15 protein-coding genes and 1 other RNA gene are annotated in these 18,453 nt (G+C 57.4%); 6 read left to right on the top strand and 10 right to left on the bottom strand.

Annotated elements, in window-relative coordinates; all coding sequences use genetic code 11:
• Nucleotides 1-35: 35 nt before the first annotated feature.
• The 8 genes from KO1_RS14270 to KO1_RS14235 all read right to left on the bottom strand — a co-directional run bounded on the left by KO1_RS14270 (nucleotide 36) and on the right by KO1_RS14235 (nucleotide 10,096).
• Entirely contained in the window at nucleotides 36-779 is a 744-nt protein-coding gene (locus KO1_RS14270; protein WP_004105581.1) for an SDR family oxidoreductase, read from the bottom strand.
• Between the two features lie 60 nt (nucleotides 780-839).
• Nucleotides 840-3,713, bottom strand: coding sequence for an aminomethyl-transferring glycine dehydrogenase (gcvP, locus tag KO1_RS14265; RefSeq protein WP_017145454.1), 2,874 nt, complete (start codon nucleotides 3,711-3,713; stop codon nucleotides 840-842).
• 144 nt (nucleotides 3,714-3,857) lie between these two features.
• On the bottom strand, nucleotides 3,858-4,247 hold the full coding sequence (gene gcvH, locus KO1_RS14260; protein ID WP_004105585.1) for a glycine cleavage system protein GcvH: 390 nt from the start codon (nucleotides 4,245-4,247) through the stop codon (nucleotides 3,858-3,860).
• A 22-nt stretch (nucleotides 4,248-4,269) separates the two neighbouring features.
• Nucleotides 4,270-5,364, bottom strand: a complete 1,095-nt coding sequence (gene gcvT, locus KO1_RS14255; RefSeq protein ID WP_064406948.1) for a glycine cleavage system aminomethyltransferase GcvT — start codon at nucleotides 5,362-5,364, stop codon at nucleotides 4,270-4,272.
• A gap of 420 nt (nucleotides 5,365-5,784) precedes the next feature.
• Nucleotides 5,785-6,987: an FAD-dependent 2-octaprenylphenol hydroxylase gene (gene ubiI / locus KO1_RS14250; protein WP_004115291.1), complete on the bottom strand. Its 1,203-nt coding sequence runs from the start codon at nucleotides 6,985-6,987 to the stop codon at nucleotides 5,785-5,787.
• Between the two features lie 10 nt (nucleotides 6,988-6,997).
• Nucleotides 6,998-8,176 carry a 2-octaprenyl-6-methoxyphenyl hydroxylase gene (ubiH, locus tag KO1_RS14245; RefSeq protein WP_024274702.1) on the bottom strand — a complete coding sequence of 393 codons (1,179 nt, stop codon included), beginning with the start codon at nucleotides 8,174-8,176 and terminating at the stop codon, nucleotides 6,998-7,000.
• The gene (gene pepP / locus KO1_RS14240; protein WP_024274703.1) at nucleotides 8,173-9,489 is read right to left on the bottom strand and encodes a Xaa-Pro aminopeptidase; all 1,317 of its coding nucleotides are present in this window, start codon (nucleotides 9,487-9,489) and stop codon (nucleotides 8,173-8,175) included. Before pepP ends, ubiH begins: the two co-directional genes overlap by 4 nt.
• A 28-nt stretch (nucleotides 9,490-9,517) precedes the next feature.
• Nucleotides 9,518-10,096: a YecA/YgfB family protein gene (locus KO1_RS14235; RefSeq protein ID WP_016809851.1), complete on the bottom strand. Its 579-nt coding sequence runs from the start codon at nucleotides 10,094-10,096 to the stop codon at nucleotides 9,518-9,520.
• Nucleotides 10,097-10,261: 165 nt separating this feature from the next.
• Between KO1_RS14235 and zapA the strand changes: the two genes are divergently transcribed.
• From zapA to KO1_RS14220, 3 genes are all read left to right on the top strand, one after another.
• Nucleotides 10,262-10,591 (top strand): cell division protein ZapA, encoded by a 330-nt coding sequence (gene zapA / locus KO1_RS14230; RefSeq protein ID WP_004105598.1) that lies wholly within the window; start codon nucleotides 10,262-10,264, stop codon nucleotides 10,589-10,591.
• Nucleotides 10,592-10,632: 41 nt separating this feature from the next.
• A non-coding RNA gene (gene ssrS, locus KO1_RS14225) (6S RNA) lies at nucleotides 10,633-10,816 on the top strand.
• A 100-nt stretch (nucleotides 10,817-10,916) separates the two neighbouring features.
• Nucleotides 10,917-11,513, top strand: a complete 597-nt coding sequence (locus tag KO1_RS14220) for a 5-formyltetrahydrofolate cyclo-ligase (RefSeq protein ID WP_024274704.1) — start codon at nucleotides 10,917-10,919, stop codon at nucleotides 11,511-11,513.
• A gap of 375 nt (nucleotides 11,514-11,888) precedes the next feature.
• On the opposite strand, the gene serA is transcribed toward KO1_RS14220, so the two are convergent.
• On the bottom strand, nucleotides 11,889-13,121 hold the full coding sequence (gene serA, locus KO1_RS14215; protein WP_004105602.1) for a phosphoglycerate dehydrogenase: 1,233 nt from the start codon (nucleotides 13,119-13,121) through the stop codon (nucleotides 11,889-11,891).
• Nucleotides 13,122-13,390: 269 nt separating this feature from the next.
• Nucleotides 13,391-14,050, bottom strand: a complete 660-nt coding sequence (rpiA, locus tag KO1_RS14210; RefSeq protein ID WP_004105606.1) for a ribose-5-phosphate isomerase RpiA — start codon at nucleotides 14,048-14,050, stop codon at nucleotides 13,391-13,393.
• 169 nt (nucleotides 14,051-14,219) lie between these two features.
• On the opposite strand from rpiA, the gene argP reads away from it, so the two are divergent.
• From argP to meaB, 3 genes are all read left to right on the top strand, one after another.
• Entirely contained in the window at nucleotides 14,220-15,113 is an 894-nt protein-coding gene (argP, locus tag KO1_RS14205) for a DNA-binding transcriptional regulator ArgP (protein ID WP_004105608.1), read from the top strand.
• Between the two features lie 198 nt (nucleotides 15,114-15,311).
• Entirely contained in the window at nucleotides 15,312-17,456 is a 2,145-nt protein-coding gene (gene scpA, locus KO1_RS14200) for a methylmalonyl-CoA mutase (protein WP_023321618.1), read from the top strand.
• Nucleotides 17,449-18,444 (top strand): methylmalonyl Co-A mutase-associated GTPase MeaB, encoded by a 996-nt coding sequence (meaB, locus tag KO1_RS14195; RefSeq protein ID WP_024274705.1) that lies wholly within the window; start codon nucleotides 17,449-17,451, stop codon nucleotides 18,442-18,444. The genes scpA and meaB overlap by 8 nt, the downstream gene beginning before the upstream one ends.
• Nucleotides 18,445-18,453 lie beyond the last annotated feature (9 nt).

Below are 18,453 nucleotides of genomic sequence, written 5' to 3'. Positions count from 1 at the left end.
AGGCGTTAGCCGCGCCCCGGGAAATGGATTGCCTGCTATCTCCCGCCCGCCAGCTCGAGGAAGCTGCCGGTAACGTAGGAGGCCTTATCACTCAGTAGCCAGACGATCGCCTGCGCCACCTCTTCCGGCTGCCCGCCGCGCTGCATGGGCAGCATCGACTTGACGCGATCCACGCGTCCCGGCTCGCCGCCGCTGGCGTGCATATCGGTATAGATTAATCCGGGGCGCACGCCGTTAACCCGAATGCCCTGCGCCGCGACCTCCAGCGACAATCCGGTGGTCAGGGAATCAACCGCGCCTTTTGAAGCGGCATAATCCACGTACTCTCCCGGCGCCCCGAGGCGCGATGCTGCGGATGAAACATTCACAATCGCCCCACCTTTACCGCCATGCTTGTGCGACATCCGCTTTACCGCCTCCCGGCAGCAAAGGAAGTAGCCGGTAACATTGGTGGCCAGCACCCGGTTAATTCGCTCGGCGCAAAGGCTTTCAATCGTCCCCTGGGTAAATAAAATCCCGGCGTTATTGACCAGCGCGGAAAGCGGTTCACCGAGGCGGTCGATAGCGGCGAACATCTCCATCACCTGCGCTTCATCGCTGACGTCCGCCCGGAGCGCAACGGCGTTGCCGCCGCAGGCGCGAATCTCATTCACCACGTCGGTCGCGGCAGCGCTATTCTGATGGTAATTCACTACCACGGTATACCCTTCCTGCGCCAGCAGCAGCGCCGTCGCTTTACCTATTCCGCGGCTACCGCCCGTCACCAATGCTATCGTCATACCATTCTCCCAAAAAATAAAGGCGCCGCAGCGCCTTTAAAAAATAGCCTAATCAGCAGATTACTGATATTCACTCATCGGTACGCAGGAGCAGAACAGATTGCGGTCGCCGTAAACATCGTCCAGACGCTTAACGGTCGGCCAGTATTTATTGTTCAGCCCGGCCGGGAACACCGCCAGTTCACGAGCGTACGGATGGTTCCACTCGCTCACCAGTTCACCCTGAGTATGCGGCGCATTCACCAGCGGGTTATCCTCCAGCGGCCACTCGCCGGCTTTCACGCGGTCGATCTCGCCGCGAATCGCCAGCATCGCATCGATAAAGCGGTCCAGCTCCACTTTGCTTTCCGATTCGGTCGGTTCCACCATCAGCGTGCCGGCGACCGGGAAGGACATGGTAGGGGCGTGGAAACCATAATCGATCAGTCGCTTAGCGATATCCAGCTCGCTGATGCCGGTCTCTTCTTTCAGCGGACGAATATCCAGAATGCATTCGTGCGCCACGCGACCGTCACGGCCGGTATACAGCACCGGGAACGCGTTTTTCAGACGGGTAGCAATGTAGTTGGCGTTCAGAATCGCCATCTGGCTTGCCTGTTTTAGCCCTTCTGCGCCCATCATCCGGATATACATCCAGCTGATCGGCAGAATGGAGGCGCTGCCGAACGGCGCGGCGGAAACTGCGCCCTGACGGGTCAGCATGCCTTCAATTTGCACCACGCTGTGGCCCGGTACAAACGGCGCCAGGTGCGATTTGACGCCGATAGGTCCCATCCCCGGACCGCCGCCGCCGTGCGGAATGCAGAAGGTTTTATGCAGGTTAAGGTGCGAGACGTCCGCGCCGATAAAGCCTGGAGAGGTAATACCGACCTGGGCGTTCATGTTCGCGCCGTCAAGGTAAACCTGGCCGCCAAACTGATGCACCACTTCGCACACTTCGCGAATAGTCTCTTCGTAGACGCCGTGGGTGGAAGGATAGGTGACCATGATGCAGGAGAGGTTCGCCGCATACTGCTCGGCTTTGGCCCGCAGATCCGCCAGGTCGATATTGCCGTTTTTATCGCAGGCTACGACCACCACCTGCATCCCCGCCATCTGCGCGGAAGCCGGGTTGGTACCGTGTGCGGAGCTTGGGATCAGGCAAATATCGCGATGCCCTTCGTTACGGCTCTCGTGGTAATGGCGAATCGCCAGCAGGCCCGCGTATTCACCCTGCGCACCGGAGTTCGGCTGCATGCATACCGCATCATAGCCGGTCAGCTTAACCAGCCAGTCGGAGAGCTGAGCGATCATCTGGTGATAGCCTTCGGCCTGATCGACCGGGCAGAACGGATGCAGTTCGGCAAATTCCGGCCAGGTGATGGGGATCATCTCGGCGGCGGCATTCAGCTTCATCGTGCAGGAGCCCAGCGGGATCATCGCCTGGTTCAGCGCCAGATCCTTACGCTCCAGCGTGTGCATATAGCGCATCATCTCGGTTTCGCTGTGATAGCGGTTGAACACCGGATGAGTGAGGATCGCATCGTCGCGCAGCATGCTGGCCGGGATTGAACGACTGTCCAGGGCCACGTCTTTATCCAAAGCGTCGATATCCAGGCCACGATCGTCGCCAACGATAGCGCGGAACAGGTTCAGAACGTCTTCACGAGTGGTGGCTTCGTCGAGCGTGATCCCGACGGCGTGATGAATATCGCTACGCAGGTTGATCTGTAGCGCTTCCGCCCGCGCCAGCACAGCCGCTTTATCAGCCACTTCCACGCACAGGGTGTCAAAGTAGTGCGCATGGCGGAGCTTGAGGCCTTTTTTCTGCAGACCTGCGGCCAGAATATCGGTCAGGCGATGAATGCGGCTGGCGATACGCTTCAGGCCGGCCGGGCCGTGGAACACGGCGTACAGGCTGGCAATATTAGCCAGCAGTACCTGGGAGGTACAGATATTGGAGTTCGCTTTCTCGCGGCGGATATGCTGCTCGCGGGTCTGCATCGCCATGCGGAGCGCGGTATTGCCCGCCGCATCTTTCGATACGCCGATAATACGGCCCGGCATGGAACGTTTGAATTCATCTTTTGCGGCAAAAAACGCCGCGTGCGGGCCGCCGTAGCCCATAGGTACGCCGAAGCGCTGGGCGGAGCCAAACACAATGTCCGCGCTCTGCTTGCCCGGAGCCGTCAGCAGAACCAGCGCCATAAAATCGGCTGCGACGCTGACAATCACTTTGCGCGCTTTCAGATCAGCAATCAGTTTGCTGTAATCATGAACCTCGCCGGTCGTCCCTACCTGCTGCAGCAGCACGCCGAAGACGTCCTGATGGTCGAGGGCTTTCTCGGCATCATCGACAATCACATCGAAACCGAAAGTTTCTGCGCGGGTGCGCACCACGTCCAGCGTCTGCGGATGAACATCGGCGGCAACAAAGAAACGGTTAGCGTTTTTCAGTTTGCTCACGCGTTTGGCCATTGCCATCGCTTCCGCGGCGGCAGTGGCTTCGTCCAGCAGCGAGGCCGAAGCAATATCCAGACCGGTCAGGTCGAGCGTCACCTGCTGAAAGTTCAGCAGTGATTCCAGGCGACCCTGGGAAACCTCCGGCTGATAAGGCGTGTAGGCGGTATACCAGCCCGGGTTCTCCAGCATATTGCGCTGAATAACCGGAGGCAGCTGCACGGCGGTGTAACCCATGCCAATGTACGACTTGAAGCGCTTGTTACGACCGGCAATCGCCTTCAGCTCTGCCAGCGCGGCGAATTCTGTGGTTGCTTCACCCACCTGCGGCGGCGTCGCCAGCTGAATATCCTGCGGCACAATCTGGCCAATCAGGTCGTTAAGCGAATCGGCGCCAACGGTATTCAGCATCTCCTGCTGCTGTCGGGCGTCCGGGCCGATGTGACGTTCAATAAAGGCGTCACGGTTTTCAAGCTGGCCTAAAGTCTGGGTCATGAGCGATGGTTCCTGAACGTGCGGTGAATCGTGATTGTCTGACTGGTTTGCCCGGCGAGCACTGATGCTTACCGGGCCAGAATATGCAAAATCATTCGCGTTGCAGGAAGCCAACGCCACTGCTACGTGAAGGAAGATGCGTATTTATTCGTCTTCTAACAGAGCTTCGTATGCGGTCGCATCCAGCAGCGCGGCAACCTGAGCTTCATCGCTGGCTTTAATTTTAAAAATCCAGCCGCCGGTGTACGGCTCGCTGTTGACCAGCTCAGGTGAGTCGTTCAGCTCTTCATTGACGGCAACGATTTCGCCGCTAATTGGCGCGTAGATATCGGAAGCCGCCTTGACGGATTCGGCCACCGCGCAGTCGGCGCCCGCTTCAACGGCGGCGCCCACTTCAGGCAGGTCAACGAAAACCATATCGCCAAGCAGCTCCTGCGCGTGCTCGGTGATTCCGACGGTATAGGTACCGTCCGCTTCTTTACGCAGCCATTCGTGTTCTTTGCTGTATTTCAGTTCTGCTGGTACGTTGCTCATTAATTCATCTCCAAATGGGAAATCACACCACGGCTTTGCCGTTGCGTACAAAAACGGGTTTCGTCACTTTGACCGGCATTTCGCGGTTGCGAATCTGCACCACGGCGGTTTCACCGATGCCTTCCGGTACGCGCGCCAGGGCAATACTGTAGCCCAGCGTCGGGGAGAAGGTCCCGCTGGTGATAATGCCCTCTTTCTGATTGCCCTCGGCATCGCTGAAGCGTACCGGCAGGCCGCCGCGCAGAACGCCTTTCTCAGTCATCACCAGACCGACCAGCTGTTCGGTGCCTTTTTCACGCTGGAGTTCCAGCGCCTCACGCCCGATAAAGTTACGGTCAGCAGGCTCCCAGGCAATGGTCCAGCCCATGTTAGCCGCCAGCGGAGAGACGCCTTCGTCCATCTCCTGGCCATAAAGATTCATTCCCGCTTCCAGACGCAGCGTATCGCGCGCGCCAAGGCCGCACGGCTTAACGCCCGCGTCCAGCAGGCCGCGCCAGAAATCCACCGCCTGCTCGTTCGGCAGCGCGATTTCATAACCCGCTTCGCCGGTATAGCCGGTGGTTGCAATAAACAGATCCCCCGCCTGCACGCCAAAGAAGGGCTTCATACCTTCTACAGCCTGGCGCTGCGCGTCGGTAAACAGCGTCGCCGCTTTCTCTTTTGCCTTTGGACCTTGTACAGCGATCAGGGAAAGATCGTCACGCACGGTCATTTCAAGACCATAGGATTCAGACTGCTGGGTGATCCAGGCGAGGTCTTTTTCACGGGTAGCGGAGTTAACAACGAGGCGGAAATAATCTTCAGAAAGGAAATAAACAATCAGGTCGTCAATGACGCCGCCAGAGGCGGCCAGCATGCCGCTATAGAGCACTTTGCCCGGGATGGTGAGCTTCGCCACGTCGTTAGCCAGCAAATAGCGCAGGAACTCGCGAATTCGGCTGCCGTGAAAATCAACGATGGTCATGTGCGACACATCGAACATTCCGGCATCACCGCGCACCGCATGGTGCTCATCGATCTGGGATCCGTAATGCAGCGGCATCATCCAGCCATGGAAATCCACCATGCGCGCGCCGCATAGCGTGTGTTGTTCAAACAACGGAGTCTGTTGAGCCATCTTTTCCTCATCGAATAAAACGGAACCAGCCACTATTTTTGCCAAAATTGCGCCACGAAACGCGCCGCCAGCATCGCAAACGGATGCCGACGCAAACGTTCTCTTTGGCCTGAACTTACCACCGATATCCGCACTAAACCATAAGCCCGGTCAGGACATCACATTAGCTTATGACCAAAAGCACCCGAAGAGGCTACAGAATTTTTACCTACAAAAAAGCGATTAAGCCCGCACAAAAACAAACAACAGCGTTAAAAAAGCAGAGCATGATGATATTTTCTGCGAAAAGATGAGCCTAATTTCTATAACAAAAAAAAGGTGACATTAATAAAACTAATGCGAAAAAAGAGGTGAAATTAGATTATTTCAAATGAGAGGGAAAACCCGGCGCGCAGGCCGGGAGAGAGAAGTGTGACGTACTTAACGTAACCAGGCCGGGAGATCGTTTAGCCCCATTGCTTGTCGAATAAGCTGCGGCTTCACGCCAGGGAGAGTATCCGCCAGCTTGAGTCCAATATCGCGCAGCAGCTTTTTCGCCGGATGGCTGCCGGAGAACATGTCGCGGAAGCCCTGCATCCCCGCGAGCATCACCGCAGCGCTGTGCTTGCGGCTGCGCTCATAGCGACGCAGATAGAGATGCTGGCCGATGTCCTTGCCCTGCGCATGCAGGCGCTTCAGCTCATCAATCAGTTCGGCGGCATCCATAAAGCCAAGATTAACGCCCTGCCCCGCCAGCGGATGAATGGTATGGGCGGCATCGCCAACCAGCGCCAGACGGTGGGCGGCAAACTGCCGCGCGTAGCGGCCGGTGAGCGGAAAAACCTGACGTTCGCTCTCTACGGAACACAAACCCAGACGGTTATCGAAGGCAATATTCAGCGCCTGATTAAAAGCGGCCTCGTCTGCCTGCCGCATTCGTTCCGCCTCTTCAGGAGACAACGACCAGACAATAGAACAGAGATGAGGATCGCTTAACGGCAGGAACGCCAGAATACCATCGCCGTGAAATACCTGACGCGCCACCGCTTCGTGCGGCTCTTCGGTGCGAATAGTGGCAACCAGCGCATGATGTTGATAATCCCAAAAGGTCAGCGGGATATCGGCTTTATTACGCAACCACGAATTGGCGCCATCGGCGCCAACCACCAGCCGGGCGGTTAACATGCTGCCGTCCTGCAGGCTAAGAAAGGCCTCATTCTCGCCCCACGCGACCTGCTGCAGCTGCGCCGGGGCCAGTAGCGTGACGTCAGCACAGCGCTGCGCTTTTTGCCACAGAACATGATGCACCACGGCGTTTTCAATAATATGCCCAAGGTGGCTAAAGCCCATGCTCTGGTCATCAAAGCTGATACGGCCAAAACTGTCTTTGTCCCACACTTCCATACCGTGGTAGCAGCTGGCGCGCCGGGCGACTATGTCCTCCCAGACGCCCAGTTTATTCAGCAGCTTCTCGCTGGCGGCATTAATTGCCGACACCCGCAGCGCCGGCGGCGCATCCGCGCTTAACGGCTGCGGCGCGGCCTGCTCCAGCACGGCGACGCGCAATCCACTGCCCTGCAAACCACAGGCAACCGCCAGCCCCACCATTCCACCGCCAACAATAGCGACATCAACACTTTGCACGTTTCACTCCTTAACGGGGGACCCAACCGAGGGTACGCTGCGCCAGCGCATCGCGCGCCGGGGTAAATAATTCCATCGCCATCAGGCCTGCGTTGCGCCCCGCCACCAGCGGCGCCCAGCGATTAGCGAACAGATGCACCAGCCCATCGGTCACACCGACGGTGGCGGCTTTATCTGCGGCGCGGCGGGCCTGATAGCGGCTCAGTAGCGAATAGCCACCCGGATCCTCTCCTTCGCCATGCGTCTGCGCCAGCATTTCCGCCAGGCTCATCACGTCGCGCAGGCCAAGGTTAAAACCCTGTCCGGCAATAGGATGCAGCGTTTGCGCCGCATTGCCGACCAGCGCCAGACGATGGGCAATGGTGCGGGTAGCTCGGGTGAGCGAGAGCGGATACGCGCTGCGCTTGCCTGCCTGGACGATCCGGCCAAGACGCCAGCCGAATGCCTGCTGAAGTTCATGACAGAAGCGTTCGTCCGACCAGCTCAGAACCTCTTCTTGCCGCGACTGCGGATGACACCACACCAGGGAGCAGCGGCCCTGCGACATGGGCAGCATCGCCAGCGGACCGTGTTGGGTAAAACGCTCGAAGGCGCGCCCGTTGTGCGGCACAGCGGTACTGACGTTGGCAATAATCGCCAGCTGTTCATAGGGCTCTTGCTGCCAGCTGATACCGCAGCGGGCCCCGAGCGTTGAGCGCGAGCCATCGGCCGCGACCAGCAGTTTACCGCTGAGCGTTTCGCCGTTGTCCAGAACCAGGCTTACGCTCTCTTCGCGGCGGCTAACATTTTCCACTTTTGCCGGACAGTGTAGCGTCACGCCCGGCGCTTTACGCAGCTGGGCAAACAAGCGTTGGCCGACGTCGTGCAGCTCAACCACCTGACCCAGCGCCGCCAGCCCATAGTCCTTAGCCTCGAGCGTCACAAACCCCGCGTGACCGCGATCGCTGACGTGAACGCGCTGAATAGCCGTGGCGCGGTCGGCAATTTCCTGCCAGATATCAACGCGAGCCAGCTGCTGACAGGTGCCGGCAGCAAGTGCGATTGCCCGGGCGTCAAAGCCCGGATGCCGGGCAGATTCCGGCGCTGTTGCTTCAATCAGGTGCACCGGCAGCTTACCGCCGGTCAGACGAGATATTGCCAGCGCCAGCGTCGCGCCGGTCATTCCGCCGCCAACGATCAGTACGCTCATAGCTGGCGCGCCGCCGCCATCAGCGCCTCGATATCATCCGCTTTTTTCACTACGCCAGCGGTGAGGTTTTCATTACCGTCTTCGGTAATGACGATGTCGTCTTCAATACGAATGCCGATGCCGCGGTACTGGGCCGGGACGTCGGCATCCATCGCGATATACAGCCCCGGTTCCACGGTCAGCACCATTCCCGGTTCGAGAATACGCGAGCGGTCGACGTCATAGTTGCCGACATCATGTACGTCGAGCCCCAGCCAGTGGCTCAGGCCATGCATAAAGAAAGGACGATGAGCGTTATTAGCAATTAGCTCATCAATTTCACCTTTCAGGATCCCCAAACGCACCAGGCCGGTAATCATGATCCGCACTACCTGCTGATTAACCTCGTTAATGGAGGTGCCGGGGCGATAAAGCTTCAGCGAGGTTTCCAGAGACTCAAGAACGATATCGTAAATCTCGCGCTGCGCCGGGCTAAACTTGCCGTTTACCGGGAAGGTTCGGGTGATATCGCCCGCATAGCCGCTGTATTCGCAGCCTGCGTCAATCAGCACCAGATCGCCATCGCGCAGTTCGCTTTCGTTTTCGGTGTAGTGCAGGATGCAGCCATTTTCGCCGCTGCCCACGATGGTGTTGTAAGAGGGATAGCGCGCGCCGTGACGGTTGAACTCGTGGAGGATCTCGCCTTCAAGATGATATTCAAACATCCCCGGACGGCATTTTTCCATGGCGCGGGTGTGCGCAAGGGCGGAGATCTCGCCTGCGCGGCGCATCACCTCCAGCTCTTCCGCCGACTTAAACAGGCGCATCTCATGCACCATCGGCCGCCAGTCAATGACCGAGTTTGGCGCCTGCAGATTCTGCCGCACGCCTTTGCGCAGTTTTTCCAGCGCGTTGAACACGATTTCGTCGGCGTAGGCATATTCGCCCTGCGCAAAATAGATAGCATCGAGGCCGTTAAGGAGCTGGAACAGCTGCTGATTGATTTCACTAAATGCCAGCGCGCGATCGACGCCCAGCTTCTCAGGCGCGGCATCCTGCCCAAGGCGTCGGCCAAACCAGATTTCAGCAGTCAGATCGCGCACGCGGTTAAACAACACGCTGTGGTTATGCGTCTCATCGCTTTTAATCAATACCAGCAGCGCTTCAGGCTCATTAAAGCCGGTGAAGTACCAAAAATCGCTGCTCTGGCGGTAGGGATATTCCGAATCTGCGCTGCGTACCGCTTCCGGCGCGGCAAAAATTAACGCGGCGCTGCCTGGCTGCATCTGCGCCAGTAGAGCCTGGCGACGAGAGAGAAATTCCTGCTGAGTCATGACGCCCCCTGAACGATTTAATGATTAATTAGTGTAGCGTCGGTTTTTGCACTTCCGGCGCAGTGGGTTTCTGGAGAGAGAAAGTGTCGTGACACAGCAACGCGGCAACGCGTACGTATTCGATAATCTCTTCCAGAGACATTTCGAGCTCTTCCTGATCCTCGTCTTCGTCATACCCGAGCTGAGCAATATTGCGCAGATCGTCGATGGCTTCACCCGTTTCGTCTTTGACTTTATCCAACTTGGGCTGCGTTACGCCCAGCCCAAGCAGAAAATGGTTCACCCAACCCGCCAGCGCATCGGCGCGATCGAACACGCTCACCTCATCGCCATCCGGGAGGTAGAGCTGGAATAAGAAGCCGTCGTCCTCCAGCGAATCACTGGTGGCGGAATGCATGTTACGCAGCGACTGCGCCAGCTCATGCCCAAAAGCCAGGCCTTCGTTGGTCAGGTCGTGCACCAACGGCTGCCAGCTGCTGTCTTTATTGCCGCCGCACAGGATCCCGCTGATCAGACCGTGCATTTCGGCAGGGGTTAATCCTACCCCTTGTTGGTTCAGTAACTGGTCTACAGCGTTGTAACCAGGCATTTCGTTCTGTATAGACATGCGCATTCGTCATCGTTGGGAGGAATATTCATGATATGCTACCACTTTGGACCCTGGTGAACCAGAATAGGGCTTGTATCTTAGAACCAGGGTAGCTATAGTGTCGCCCCTTCGCAGACCCTCCCAGGGCGTGAAGGCCGCGCAGTCAATCAGCAGGAAGGTGGCATGTCTGCACAACCCGTAGATCTCCAAATTTTTGGCCGTTCACTGCGAGTGAATTGCCCGCCTGAACAAAGGGATGCCCTGAACCAGGCAGCTGACGACCTGAATCAGCGGTTGCAAGATTTAAAAGAACGCACTAGAGTCACAAATACTGAGCAGCTGGTCTTCATCGCCGCGTTGAACATCAGCTATGAGTTGACTCAGGAAAAAGCGAAAACCCGCGACTACGCCGCCAGCATGGAACAGCGTATTCGGATGCTTCAGCAGACCATCGAGCAAGCATTGCTTGAGCAAGGTCGCATAAGCGAAAGACCCGGGCAGAAGTTTGAATAACACTTTGCATTTAACTGTGTTAGAGTAATCGCAAGAACAAAATTTCTCTGAGATGTTTGCAAGCGGGCCAGTCCCCTGAGCCGATATTTCATACCACAAGAATGTGGCGCTCCACGGTTGGTGAGCATGCTCGGTCCGTCCGAGAAGCCTTAAAACTGTGACGACACATTCACCTTGAACCAAGGGTTCAAGGGTTACAGCCTGCGGCGGCATCTCGGAGATTCCCTTCCTTTCGTTTTATCCCCCATAAGTTAATTTTCGGCTTTTACCGTCGTGTATTAGACTACGCCTGTTTGTATCGTTTGCTCACCGATGAGACTCAGGTATGACCCTATTGCCAGATGCCCCCTATACCAGACAGCAAATTCGCCAGCAGATCCGCCTGCGCCGACGCGCGTTAACGCCGGAGCAGCAAACGCAGTTCGCCCTCCAGGCGGCGGACAGAATGATGGCTTATCCGCCGGTTCTGCTCGCGCAGACGGTCGCGGTATTTCTTTCGTTTGATGGCGAGCTGGATACGCTGCCGCTTATTGACCAGCTCTGGCGGGCAGGCAAACGGGTTTATCTCCCCGTGCTTCATCCGTTCAGCCCCGGCAATCTTCTGTTTCTGCACTACCACCCAAGCAGCGAGCTGGTGGTGAATCGTCTGAAAATCCGCGAACCGAAACTCGACGTGCGCGATGTCCTCCCGCTTAGCCAGCTGGATGTGCTGGTAACGCCGCTGGTAGCATTTGATGCCGCCGGACAGCGCCTGGGTATGGGCGGCGGATTTTACGACCGGACGCTGCAAAACTGGCGGCAGCATCGTCTGCAGCCGGTGGGCTACGCTCATGATTGCCAGCAGGTCGACGCGCTGCCGACGGAGCAGTGGGATATCCCGCTGCCAGCGGTCATCACGCCGTCAAAAACCTGGCTCTGGTAAAACGCCCGAACAATTGACATTGCTGTTTTTTTCACCTAAATTCCTGGGTAAAGGGTGAGGGAGGCGAACCTCCCTCCTGCATTCTCTCTGTTAATATGCTGGCCAGGCGATGATTAACAGGATAAGCAGCATGATGAAGAGTCTCATCATCGTCCCTTTCCTTTTAGAGCCCCTGCCTCGGTAGGGGCTTTCCCGTTTCAGCCCCACGCTGAGTCTTTATCGTAAATCCCTTTCTTTCAGGCACAACGACATCCGACGGTTTTAATCGCCGTTTGCGGCAAGACTCGCAAGCTTTGGGTGGCGACGGGAAATTGCAGAAGGGTCTAGCAGGAGAAAAGGGGCAGGTCGATGACCTGCCCGCTGGCATAAAAGGAGTTAGAAAAGCAGACGGGCGCGGATGGTACCAGGAATAGCCTTCATCGCCTGCAGCGCAGCCTGCGCCACATCTTCTTCGGCTTCAATATCAATGACCACGTAGCCCATTTGCGGAGTGGTCTGCAGATACTGCGCCGCAATGTTAATGCCCTGCGCGGCGAAAATCTGGTTAATCGCGGTCAGAACGCCCGGACGGTTTTCATGGATATGCAGCAGACGGCGCCCGCCGTGCAGCGGCAGCGACACTTCCGGGAAGTTCACCGCAGAGAGCGTAGAACCGTTATCGGAGTATTTCGCCAGCTTGCCCGCCACTTCCAGACCGATGTTTTCCTGCGCTTCCTGAGTTGAGCCGCCAATATGCGGGGTCAGGATAACGTTGTCGAACTCACACAGCGGAGAGTTGAACGGATCGCTGTTGGTCGCCGGTTCGGTCGGGAACACGTCGATCGCCGCGCCCGCCAGGTGCTTGCTCGCCAGCGCATCGCACAGCGCCGGAATATCTACCACGGTACCGCGGGAGGCGTTGATCAGCAGCGCACCCGGTTTCATCAGCGCCAACTCTTCCGCGCCAATCATATTCTTCGTTGAGGCATTTTCCGGCACGTGCAGGCTTACCACATCGCTCATGTTCAACAGATCGGAGAGATGCTGTACCTGAGTCGCGTTACCCAACGGCAGTTTGCTTTCAATATCGTAGAAATAGACGTGCATCCCCAACGATTCGGCAAGAATGCCCAGCTGCGTACCGATGTGACCATAGCCGATAATACCCAGCTTTTTGCCGCGTGCTTCAAAGCTGCCTACCGCCAGCTTGTTCCATACGCCGCGGTGCGCTTTGGCGTTTGCCGCCGGCACGCCGCGTAGCATGAGCAGCAGCTCGCCGATCACCAGCTCCGCAACGGAACGGGTATTAGAGAACGGGGCGTTAAATACCGGAATACCGCGTTTTGCCGCCGCATTTAAGTCAACCTGATTAGTACCGATACAGAAGCAGCCAACCGCAACCAGTTTTTCCGCCGCCGCGAAGATCTCTTCAGTCAGATGAGTACGGGAACGCAGGCCGATGAAATGGGCATCACGAATGGACGCTTTCAGCTCTTCGCTGTCCAGCGCGCCTTTGTGAAATTCGATATTGGTGTAGCCTGCTGCGCGGAGGCTGTCCACCGCTTTTTGATGCACACCTTCAACCAGCAGAAATTTAATTTTGTCTTTTTCCAGTGATACCTTAGCCATTTCCCCGTCCTGTTTTTGTCTTAACTGATGTCGTGCGGAACGAAAGTTCTTCTCAGCAACATATCAAAAAAAACTATTGCGGCAATATGAACGTTTGCGTCGACAACCTGAAGAAATATCAATCAGCGGGAAATAGCAGGACAAAACACCAGAAAGTAAAAGAAAGGTAGATTGTTACTAAGACAAGGCGCATAAATGTGACAGAAGTCACCAAAATAGGCCTGGAGAAAAAATATTTGCGAGGGAGCCATTCGCTCCCTCGGTTCAGACTATTTAGTGATAGTTTTTACACCATCAGCGGTGCCAATCAGCGCGACGTCCGCACCGCGATTCGCAAACAGGCCGACGGTCACGACGCCCGGAATACCGTTAATGGTATTTTCCAGCGCAATAGCGTCCAGGATTTCCAGACCATACACATCGAGGATCACGTTGCCGTTATCGGTCACGACGCCCTGGCGGTACTCCGGACGGCCGCCCAGCTTAACCAGCTGACGCGCCACGGCGCTGCGCGCCATCGGGATCACTTCCACCGGCAGCGGGAATTTACCCAGGATGTCCACCTGCTTGGAAGCATCAGCGATACAGATAAATTTGTCAGCGACCGAAGCGATAATCTTCTCGCGCGTCAGCGCCGCGCCGCCGCCTTTAATCATTTGCATATGGCCGTTGATTTCATCAGCGCCGTCGACATAGATGCCAAGACGGTCAACGCTGTTAAGATCAAAAACCGTAATACCGAGGCTTTTCAGTTTTTCAGTAGAGGCATCAGAGCTGGAAACCGCGCCTTCAATCTGACCTTTCATGGTGCCCAGCGCATCAATAAAATGCGCCGCCGTGGAGCCCGTGCCGACCCCAACGATGGTGCCCGGTTGTACATACTGCAATGCCGCCCAGCCTACTGCTTTTTTCAGTTCATCTTGCGTCATGATTATGGTCCGAGATGTGAATTCCTGTGGCGCATTATAGAACATCAGGGGGGTCATTGTCCCTGCGACGGCGATCACACAACGCAGTCGCCATTTTTTCATCTTCATCAAAAACAAATTTATGTCATAGTGCGAGTTAACGAAAAGTATTAGGGGGCACGCCAGAGCAATGAAACGACCGGACTACAGAACACTACAGGCGCTGGACGCGGTAATCAGGGAACGAGGGTTTGAGCGCGCCGCGCAGAAGCTTTGTATTACGCAGTCCGCCGTCTCTCAGCGCATCAAACAGCTGGAAAACATGTTTGGACAACCGCTGCTGGTACGCACCGTACCGCCGCGTCCCACCGAACAGGGGCAAAAGCTGCTGGCCCTGCTGCGCCAGGTTGAACTGCTGGAAGAGGAGTGGCTGGGCGATGAACAAACCGGCTCAACGCCGCTGCTGCTGTCGCTGGCGGTCAACGCCGACAGTCTCGCCACCTGGCTATTGCCCGCGCTCTCCAGCGTGCTTTCCGACTCCCCTATTCGCCTGAACCTACAGGTGGAGGACGAGACCCGAACCCAGGAACGCCTGCGCCGCGGTGAAGTCGTCGGCGCGGTCAGTATCCAGCCGCAGGCGCTGCCAAGCTGCCTGGTCGATCAGCTCGGCGCCCTCGACTATCTGTTCGTCGCCTCAAAAGAGTTTGCCCAGCGCTATTTCCCCAATGGGGTGACCCGCTCGGCGCTGCTCAAAGCGCCGGTGGTGGCATTCGATCATCTCGATGATATGCACCAGGCCTTTTTACAGCAGAACTTCGATTTGCCGCCGGGCAGCGTTCCCTGCCATATCGTGAACTCTTCGGAAGCCTTTGTGCAGCTGGCCCGCCAGGGGACAACCTGCTGTATGATTCCGCATCTGCAAATTGAGCGAGAGCTGAACAGCGGCGAACTTATTAATCTCACGCCGGGCCTGTTCCAGCGCCGGATGCTCTACTGGCACCGTTTTGCGCCGGAAAGCCGTATGATGCGCCGGGTGACCGATGCGCTGATCGATTATGGCCATAAAGTGTTGAGACAAGATTAAGCCTCCCGGGCAGGTCGGCGCCGTCCGGCCTGCATGACCCACCTTCTTCTATTCATATCTTTGAAATTCATCACAAAATAGAACATTTCATGCGGCAAAAAACGACGCGCTGATGGCTATTTTTTGCTGGCGACAGAGCGTCTTAAAAAGCTCACCGTATTTGCAACACCCTATTTTATTGCGCATACGGAGCACAAAATGTCAGAGTTACGAGAGTGGCAAACGCTCGCCAACAAGGAGCTTAGCCGGCGGGGAAAAACCGTCGATGCTCTGGTAAAACAGACGGCAGAAGGGATTGCCGTTAAACCGCTGTATACCGAAGCCGATATTGATAATCTGGAAGTGACCGGCACCCTGCCCGGCCTGCCGCCTTACGTCCGCGGCCCCCGCGCCACCATGTATACCGCCCAGCCGTGGACCATCCGCCAGTACGCTGGTTTCTCAACCGCGAAAGAGTCCAACGCCTTCTATCGCCGCAACCTCGCTGCCGGGCAGAAAGGGCTTTCCGTCGCCTTCGATCTCGCGACCCATCGGGGCTATGACTCCGACAATCCTCGCGTGGCGGGCGACGTGGGGAAAGCGGGGGTAGCGATCGATACCGTCGAAGATATGAAGATTCTGTTCGATCGCATCCCGCTGGATGAAATGTCCGTGTCGATGACCATGAACGGCGCGGTGCTGCCGGTAATGGCGTTTTATATCGTCGCGGCGGAAGAGCAAGGCGTTGCGCCGGAACGGCTCACCGGCACGATCCAGAACGATATTCTGAAAGAGTATCTGTGCCGGAATACCTATATTTACCCGCCGAAGCCCTCAATGCGCATTATTGCCGACATCATCGCCTGGTGTTCGGGCAATATGCCGCGCTTTAATACCATCAGCATCAGCGGCTATCACATGGGCGAAGCCGGAGCCAACTGCGTGCAGCAGGTGGCCTTTACCCTGGCCGACGGCATCGAATACATTAAGGCCGCGCTCTCCGCCGGCCTGAAAATCGATGACTTCGCCCCGCGCCTGTCGTTCTTCTTCGGCATCGGCATGGATCTGTTTATGAACGTCGCGATGCTGCGCGCCGCACGCTATCTGTGGAGCGAAGCGGTCAGCGGCTTCGGCGCCACCAATCCAAAATCGTTAGCCCTGCGCACCCACTGCCAGACTTCCGGCTGGAGCCTCACCGAGCAGGATCCCTATAACAACGTGATCCGTACCACCATCGAAGCGCTCGGCGCCACGCTCGGCGGCACCCAGTCGCTGCATACTAACGCCTTTGATGAGGCGCTCGGTCTGCCCACCGACTTTTCCGCACGTATCGCGCGTAATACGCAGATCATCATTCAGGAGGAGTCGGAGATCTGCCGCACCGTGGATCCGCTGGGGGGATCGTATTACGTCGAGTCGCTGACCGATCAAATCGTTAAGCAGGCGCGATCCATTATGCAGCAGATCGACGAAGCGGGAGGGATGGCGAAGGCGATCGAAGCCGGACTGCCGAAACGGATGATCGAAGAGGCCTCTGCCCGCGAGCAATCGCTGATCGACCAGGGCAAGCGCGTCATCGTCGGCGTCAATAAGTACAAGCTGGAAAAAGAAGATGAAACGGCAGTGCTGGAGATCGACAACGTCAAGGTACGCAACGAGCAGATCGCCTCGCTGAAAAAAATACGGGCCAGTAGGGACGATGTGACGGTAAAAGCCGCGCTGAACGCCCTCACCCACGCCGCGCAGCATGATGAAAATCTGCTGGCCGCCGCCATCAACGCCGCCCGCGTGCGCGCCACGCTGGGCGAAATCTCCGACGCACTGGAGGTGGCTTTTGACCGCTATCTGGTGCCCAGCCAGTGCGTCACCGGCGTGATTGCGCAAAGCTACCATCAGTCAGATAAAGCCGCCTGCGAGTTTGACGCCATTGTTGCGCAAACCGAAAAATTCCTCGCGGATCGCGGCCGTCGCCCGCGCATTCTGATCGCCAAAATGGGTCAGGACGGTCACGATCGCGGCGCCAAAGTGATCGCCAGCGCCTATTCCGATCTTGGCTTCGATGTTGACCTGAGCCCGATGTTTTCTACCCCGGAGGAGATCGCCCGCCTCGCCGTGGAGAACGACGTACACGTGGTTGGCGCCTCATCGCTGGCGGCAGGCCACAAAACGCTGATCCCCGAGCTGGTCGATGCGTTGAAAAAATGGGGACGGGAAGATATCTGCGTCATCGCCGGCGGCGTCATTCCGCCGCAGGATTACGCGTTTCTGCAGGCGCGCGGCGTGGCCGCTATTTATGGCCCCGGCACGCCGATGCTGGAGAGCGTACGCGACGTCCTGATGAGGATTAGCCAGCATCATGATTAACTCATCCACCCTGAGCGACGCCATTCGGCGATTACGTTTGGGCGAGCGGGCCACGCTCGCCCAGGCCATGACGCTGGTAGAGAGTCAGCATCCCCGCCACCAGGCGCTGAGCGCCCAGCTGGTCGATGCGATTATGCCCTTCACCGGCAACGCCCTGCGCCTCGGCGTCACCGGCACGCCGGGAGCCGGAAAGAGTACCTTTCTGGAAGCCTTCGGCATGCTGCTGATTCGCCATGGCCTGCGGGTCGCGGTGATAGCGGTCGATCCAAGCAGCCCAATCGGCGGCGGCAGCATTCTTGGCGACAAGACGCGCATGATCGAACTGGCGCGCTCGGACTCGGCATTTATCCGCCCGGTGCCCTCGAGCGGCCATCTGGGCGGCGCCAGCCTGCGCACGCGGGAGCTGATACTGCTGTGCGAAGCAGCGGGCTATGACGTGGTCATTGTCGAAACCGTCGGCGTCGGCCAGTCGGAAACGGAGGTCTCCCGCCTGGTGGACTGCTTCATCTCACTGCAGATCGCCGGCGGCGGTGACGATCTGCAGGGCATTAAAAAAGGGATCATGGAGATGGCGGATATCGTGGTTATCAATAAAGATGATGGCGAGAACCGCGCCAGCGTGGCTATCACCCGCCATATGTATGAATCCGCCCTGCATATTCTGCGCCGCAAGCACGCCGCGTGGCAGCCGCGCGTTTTGAGCTGTAGCGCGCTGGAGCAGCGCGGTATCGAAGCCGTCTGGCTCGCTATCCTTGACTTCAAAACCACCCTCACCGACAGCGGCGATCTTGAAAAGCTGCGCCAGCGTCAGGCGCTGGAGTGGCTGCAAAAGCAGACCGAAACCGAGGCGCTGCATCTGCTGTTTGCCCGAGCGGACTTTGATCGCTACTTCCAGCAAACGCTACAGGCGGTGAAAAACAATGGCCTCTCGCCGCGCACCGGCCTGCGGCAGATTAGCGAATTCCTCCAGAATCATTACTTTGCATAAAGGGATAGT

This window comes from Klebsiella oxytoca NBRC 105695 (genome assembly GCF_001598695.1).
Taxonomy (GTDB): domain Bacteria; phylum Pseudomonadota; class Gammaproteobacteria; order Enterobacterales; family Enterobacteriaceae; genus Klebsiella; species Klebsiella oxytoca.
Note: the sequence above shows the minus strand (reverse complement) of the source record. Positions and strands in the feature narration are given on the sequence as shown.

Bases quoted from the DNA above. Each gene is read 5' to 3' on its own strand.
- serA (WP_004105602.1), bottom strand. From the start codon at position 13,121: ATGGCTAAGGTATCACTGGAAAAAGACAAAATTAAATTTCTGCTGGTT.
- scpA (WP_023321618.1), top strand. From the start codon at position 15,312: ATGTCAGAGTTACGAGAGTGGCAAACGCTCGCCAACAAGGAGCTTAGC.
- KO1_RS14220 (WP_024274704.1), top strand. From the start codon at position 10,917: ATGACCCTATTGCCAGATGCCCCCTATACCAGACAGCAAATTCGCCAG.
- ubiH (WP_024274702.1), bottom strand. From the start codon at position 8,176: ATGAGCGTACTGATCGTTGGCGGCGGAATGACCGGCGCGACGCTGGCG.
- argP (WP_004105608.1), top strand. From the start codon at position 14,220: ATGAAACGACCGGACTACAGAACACTACAGGCGCTGGACGCGGTAATC.
- gcvH (WP_004105585.1), bottom strand. From the start codon at position 4,247: ATGAGCAACGTACCAGCAGAACTGAAATACAGCAAAGAACACGAATGG.
- gcvT (WP_064406948.1), bottom strand. From the start codon at position 5,364: ATGGCTCAACAGACTCCGTTGTTTGAACAACACACGCTATGCGGCGCG.
- gcvP (WP_017145454.1), bottom strand. From the start codon at position 3,713: ATGACCCAGACTTTAGGCCAGCTTGAAAACCGTGACGCCTTTATTGAA.
- pepP (WP_024274703.1), bottom strand. From the start codon at position 9,489: ATGACTCAGCAGGAATTTCTCTCTCGTCGCCAGGCTCTACTGGCGCAG.
- rpiA (WP_004105606.1), bottom strand. From the start codon at position 14,050: ATGACGCAAGATGAACTGAAAAAAGCAGTAGGCTGGGCGGCATTGCAG.
- zapA (WP_004105598.1), top strand. From the start codon at position 10,262: ATGTCTGCACAACCCGTAGATCTCCAAATTTTTGGCCGTTCACTGCGA.
- KO1_RS14270 (WP_004105581.1), bottom strand. From the start codon at position 779: ATGACGATAGCATTGGTGACGGGCGGTAGCCGCGGAATAGGTAAAGCG.
- KO1_RS14235 (WP_016809851.1), bottom strand. From the start codon at position 10,096: ATGTCTATACAGAACGAAATGCCTGGTTACAACGCTGTAGACCAGTTA.
- meaB (WP_024274705.1), top strand. From the start codon at position 17,449: ATGATTAACTCATCCACCCTGAGCGACGCCATTCGGCGATTACGTTTG.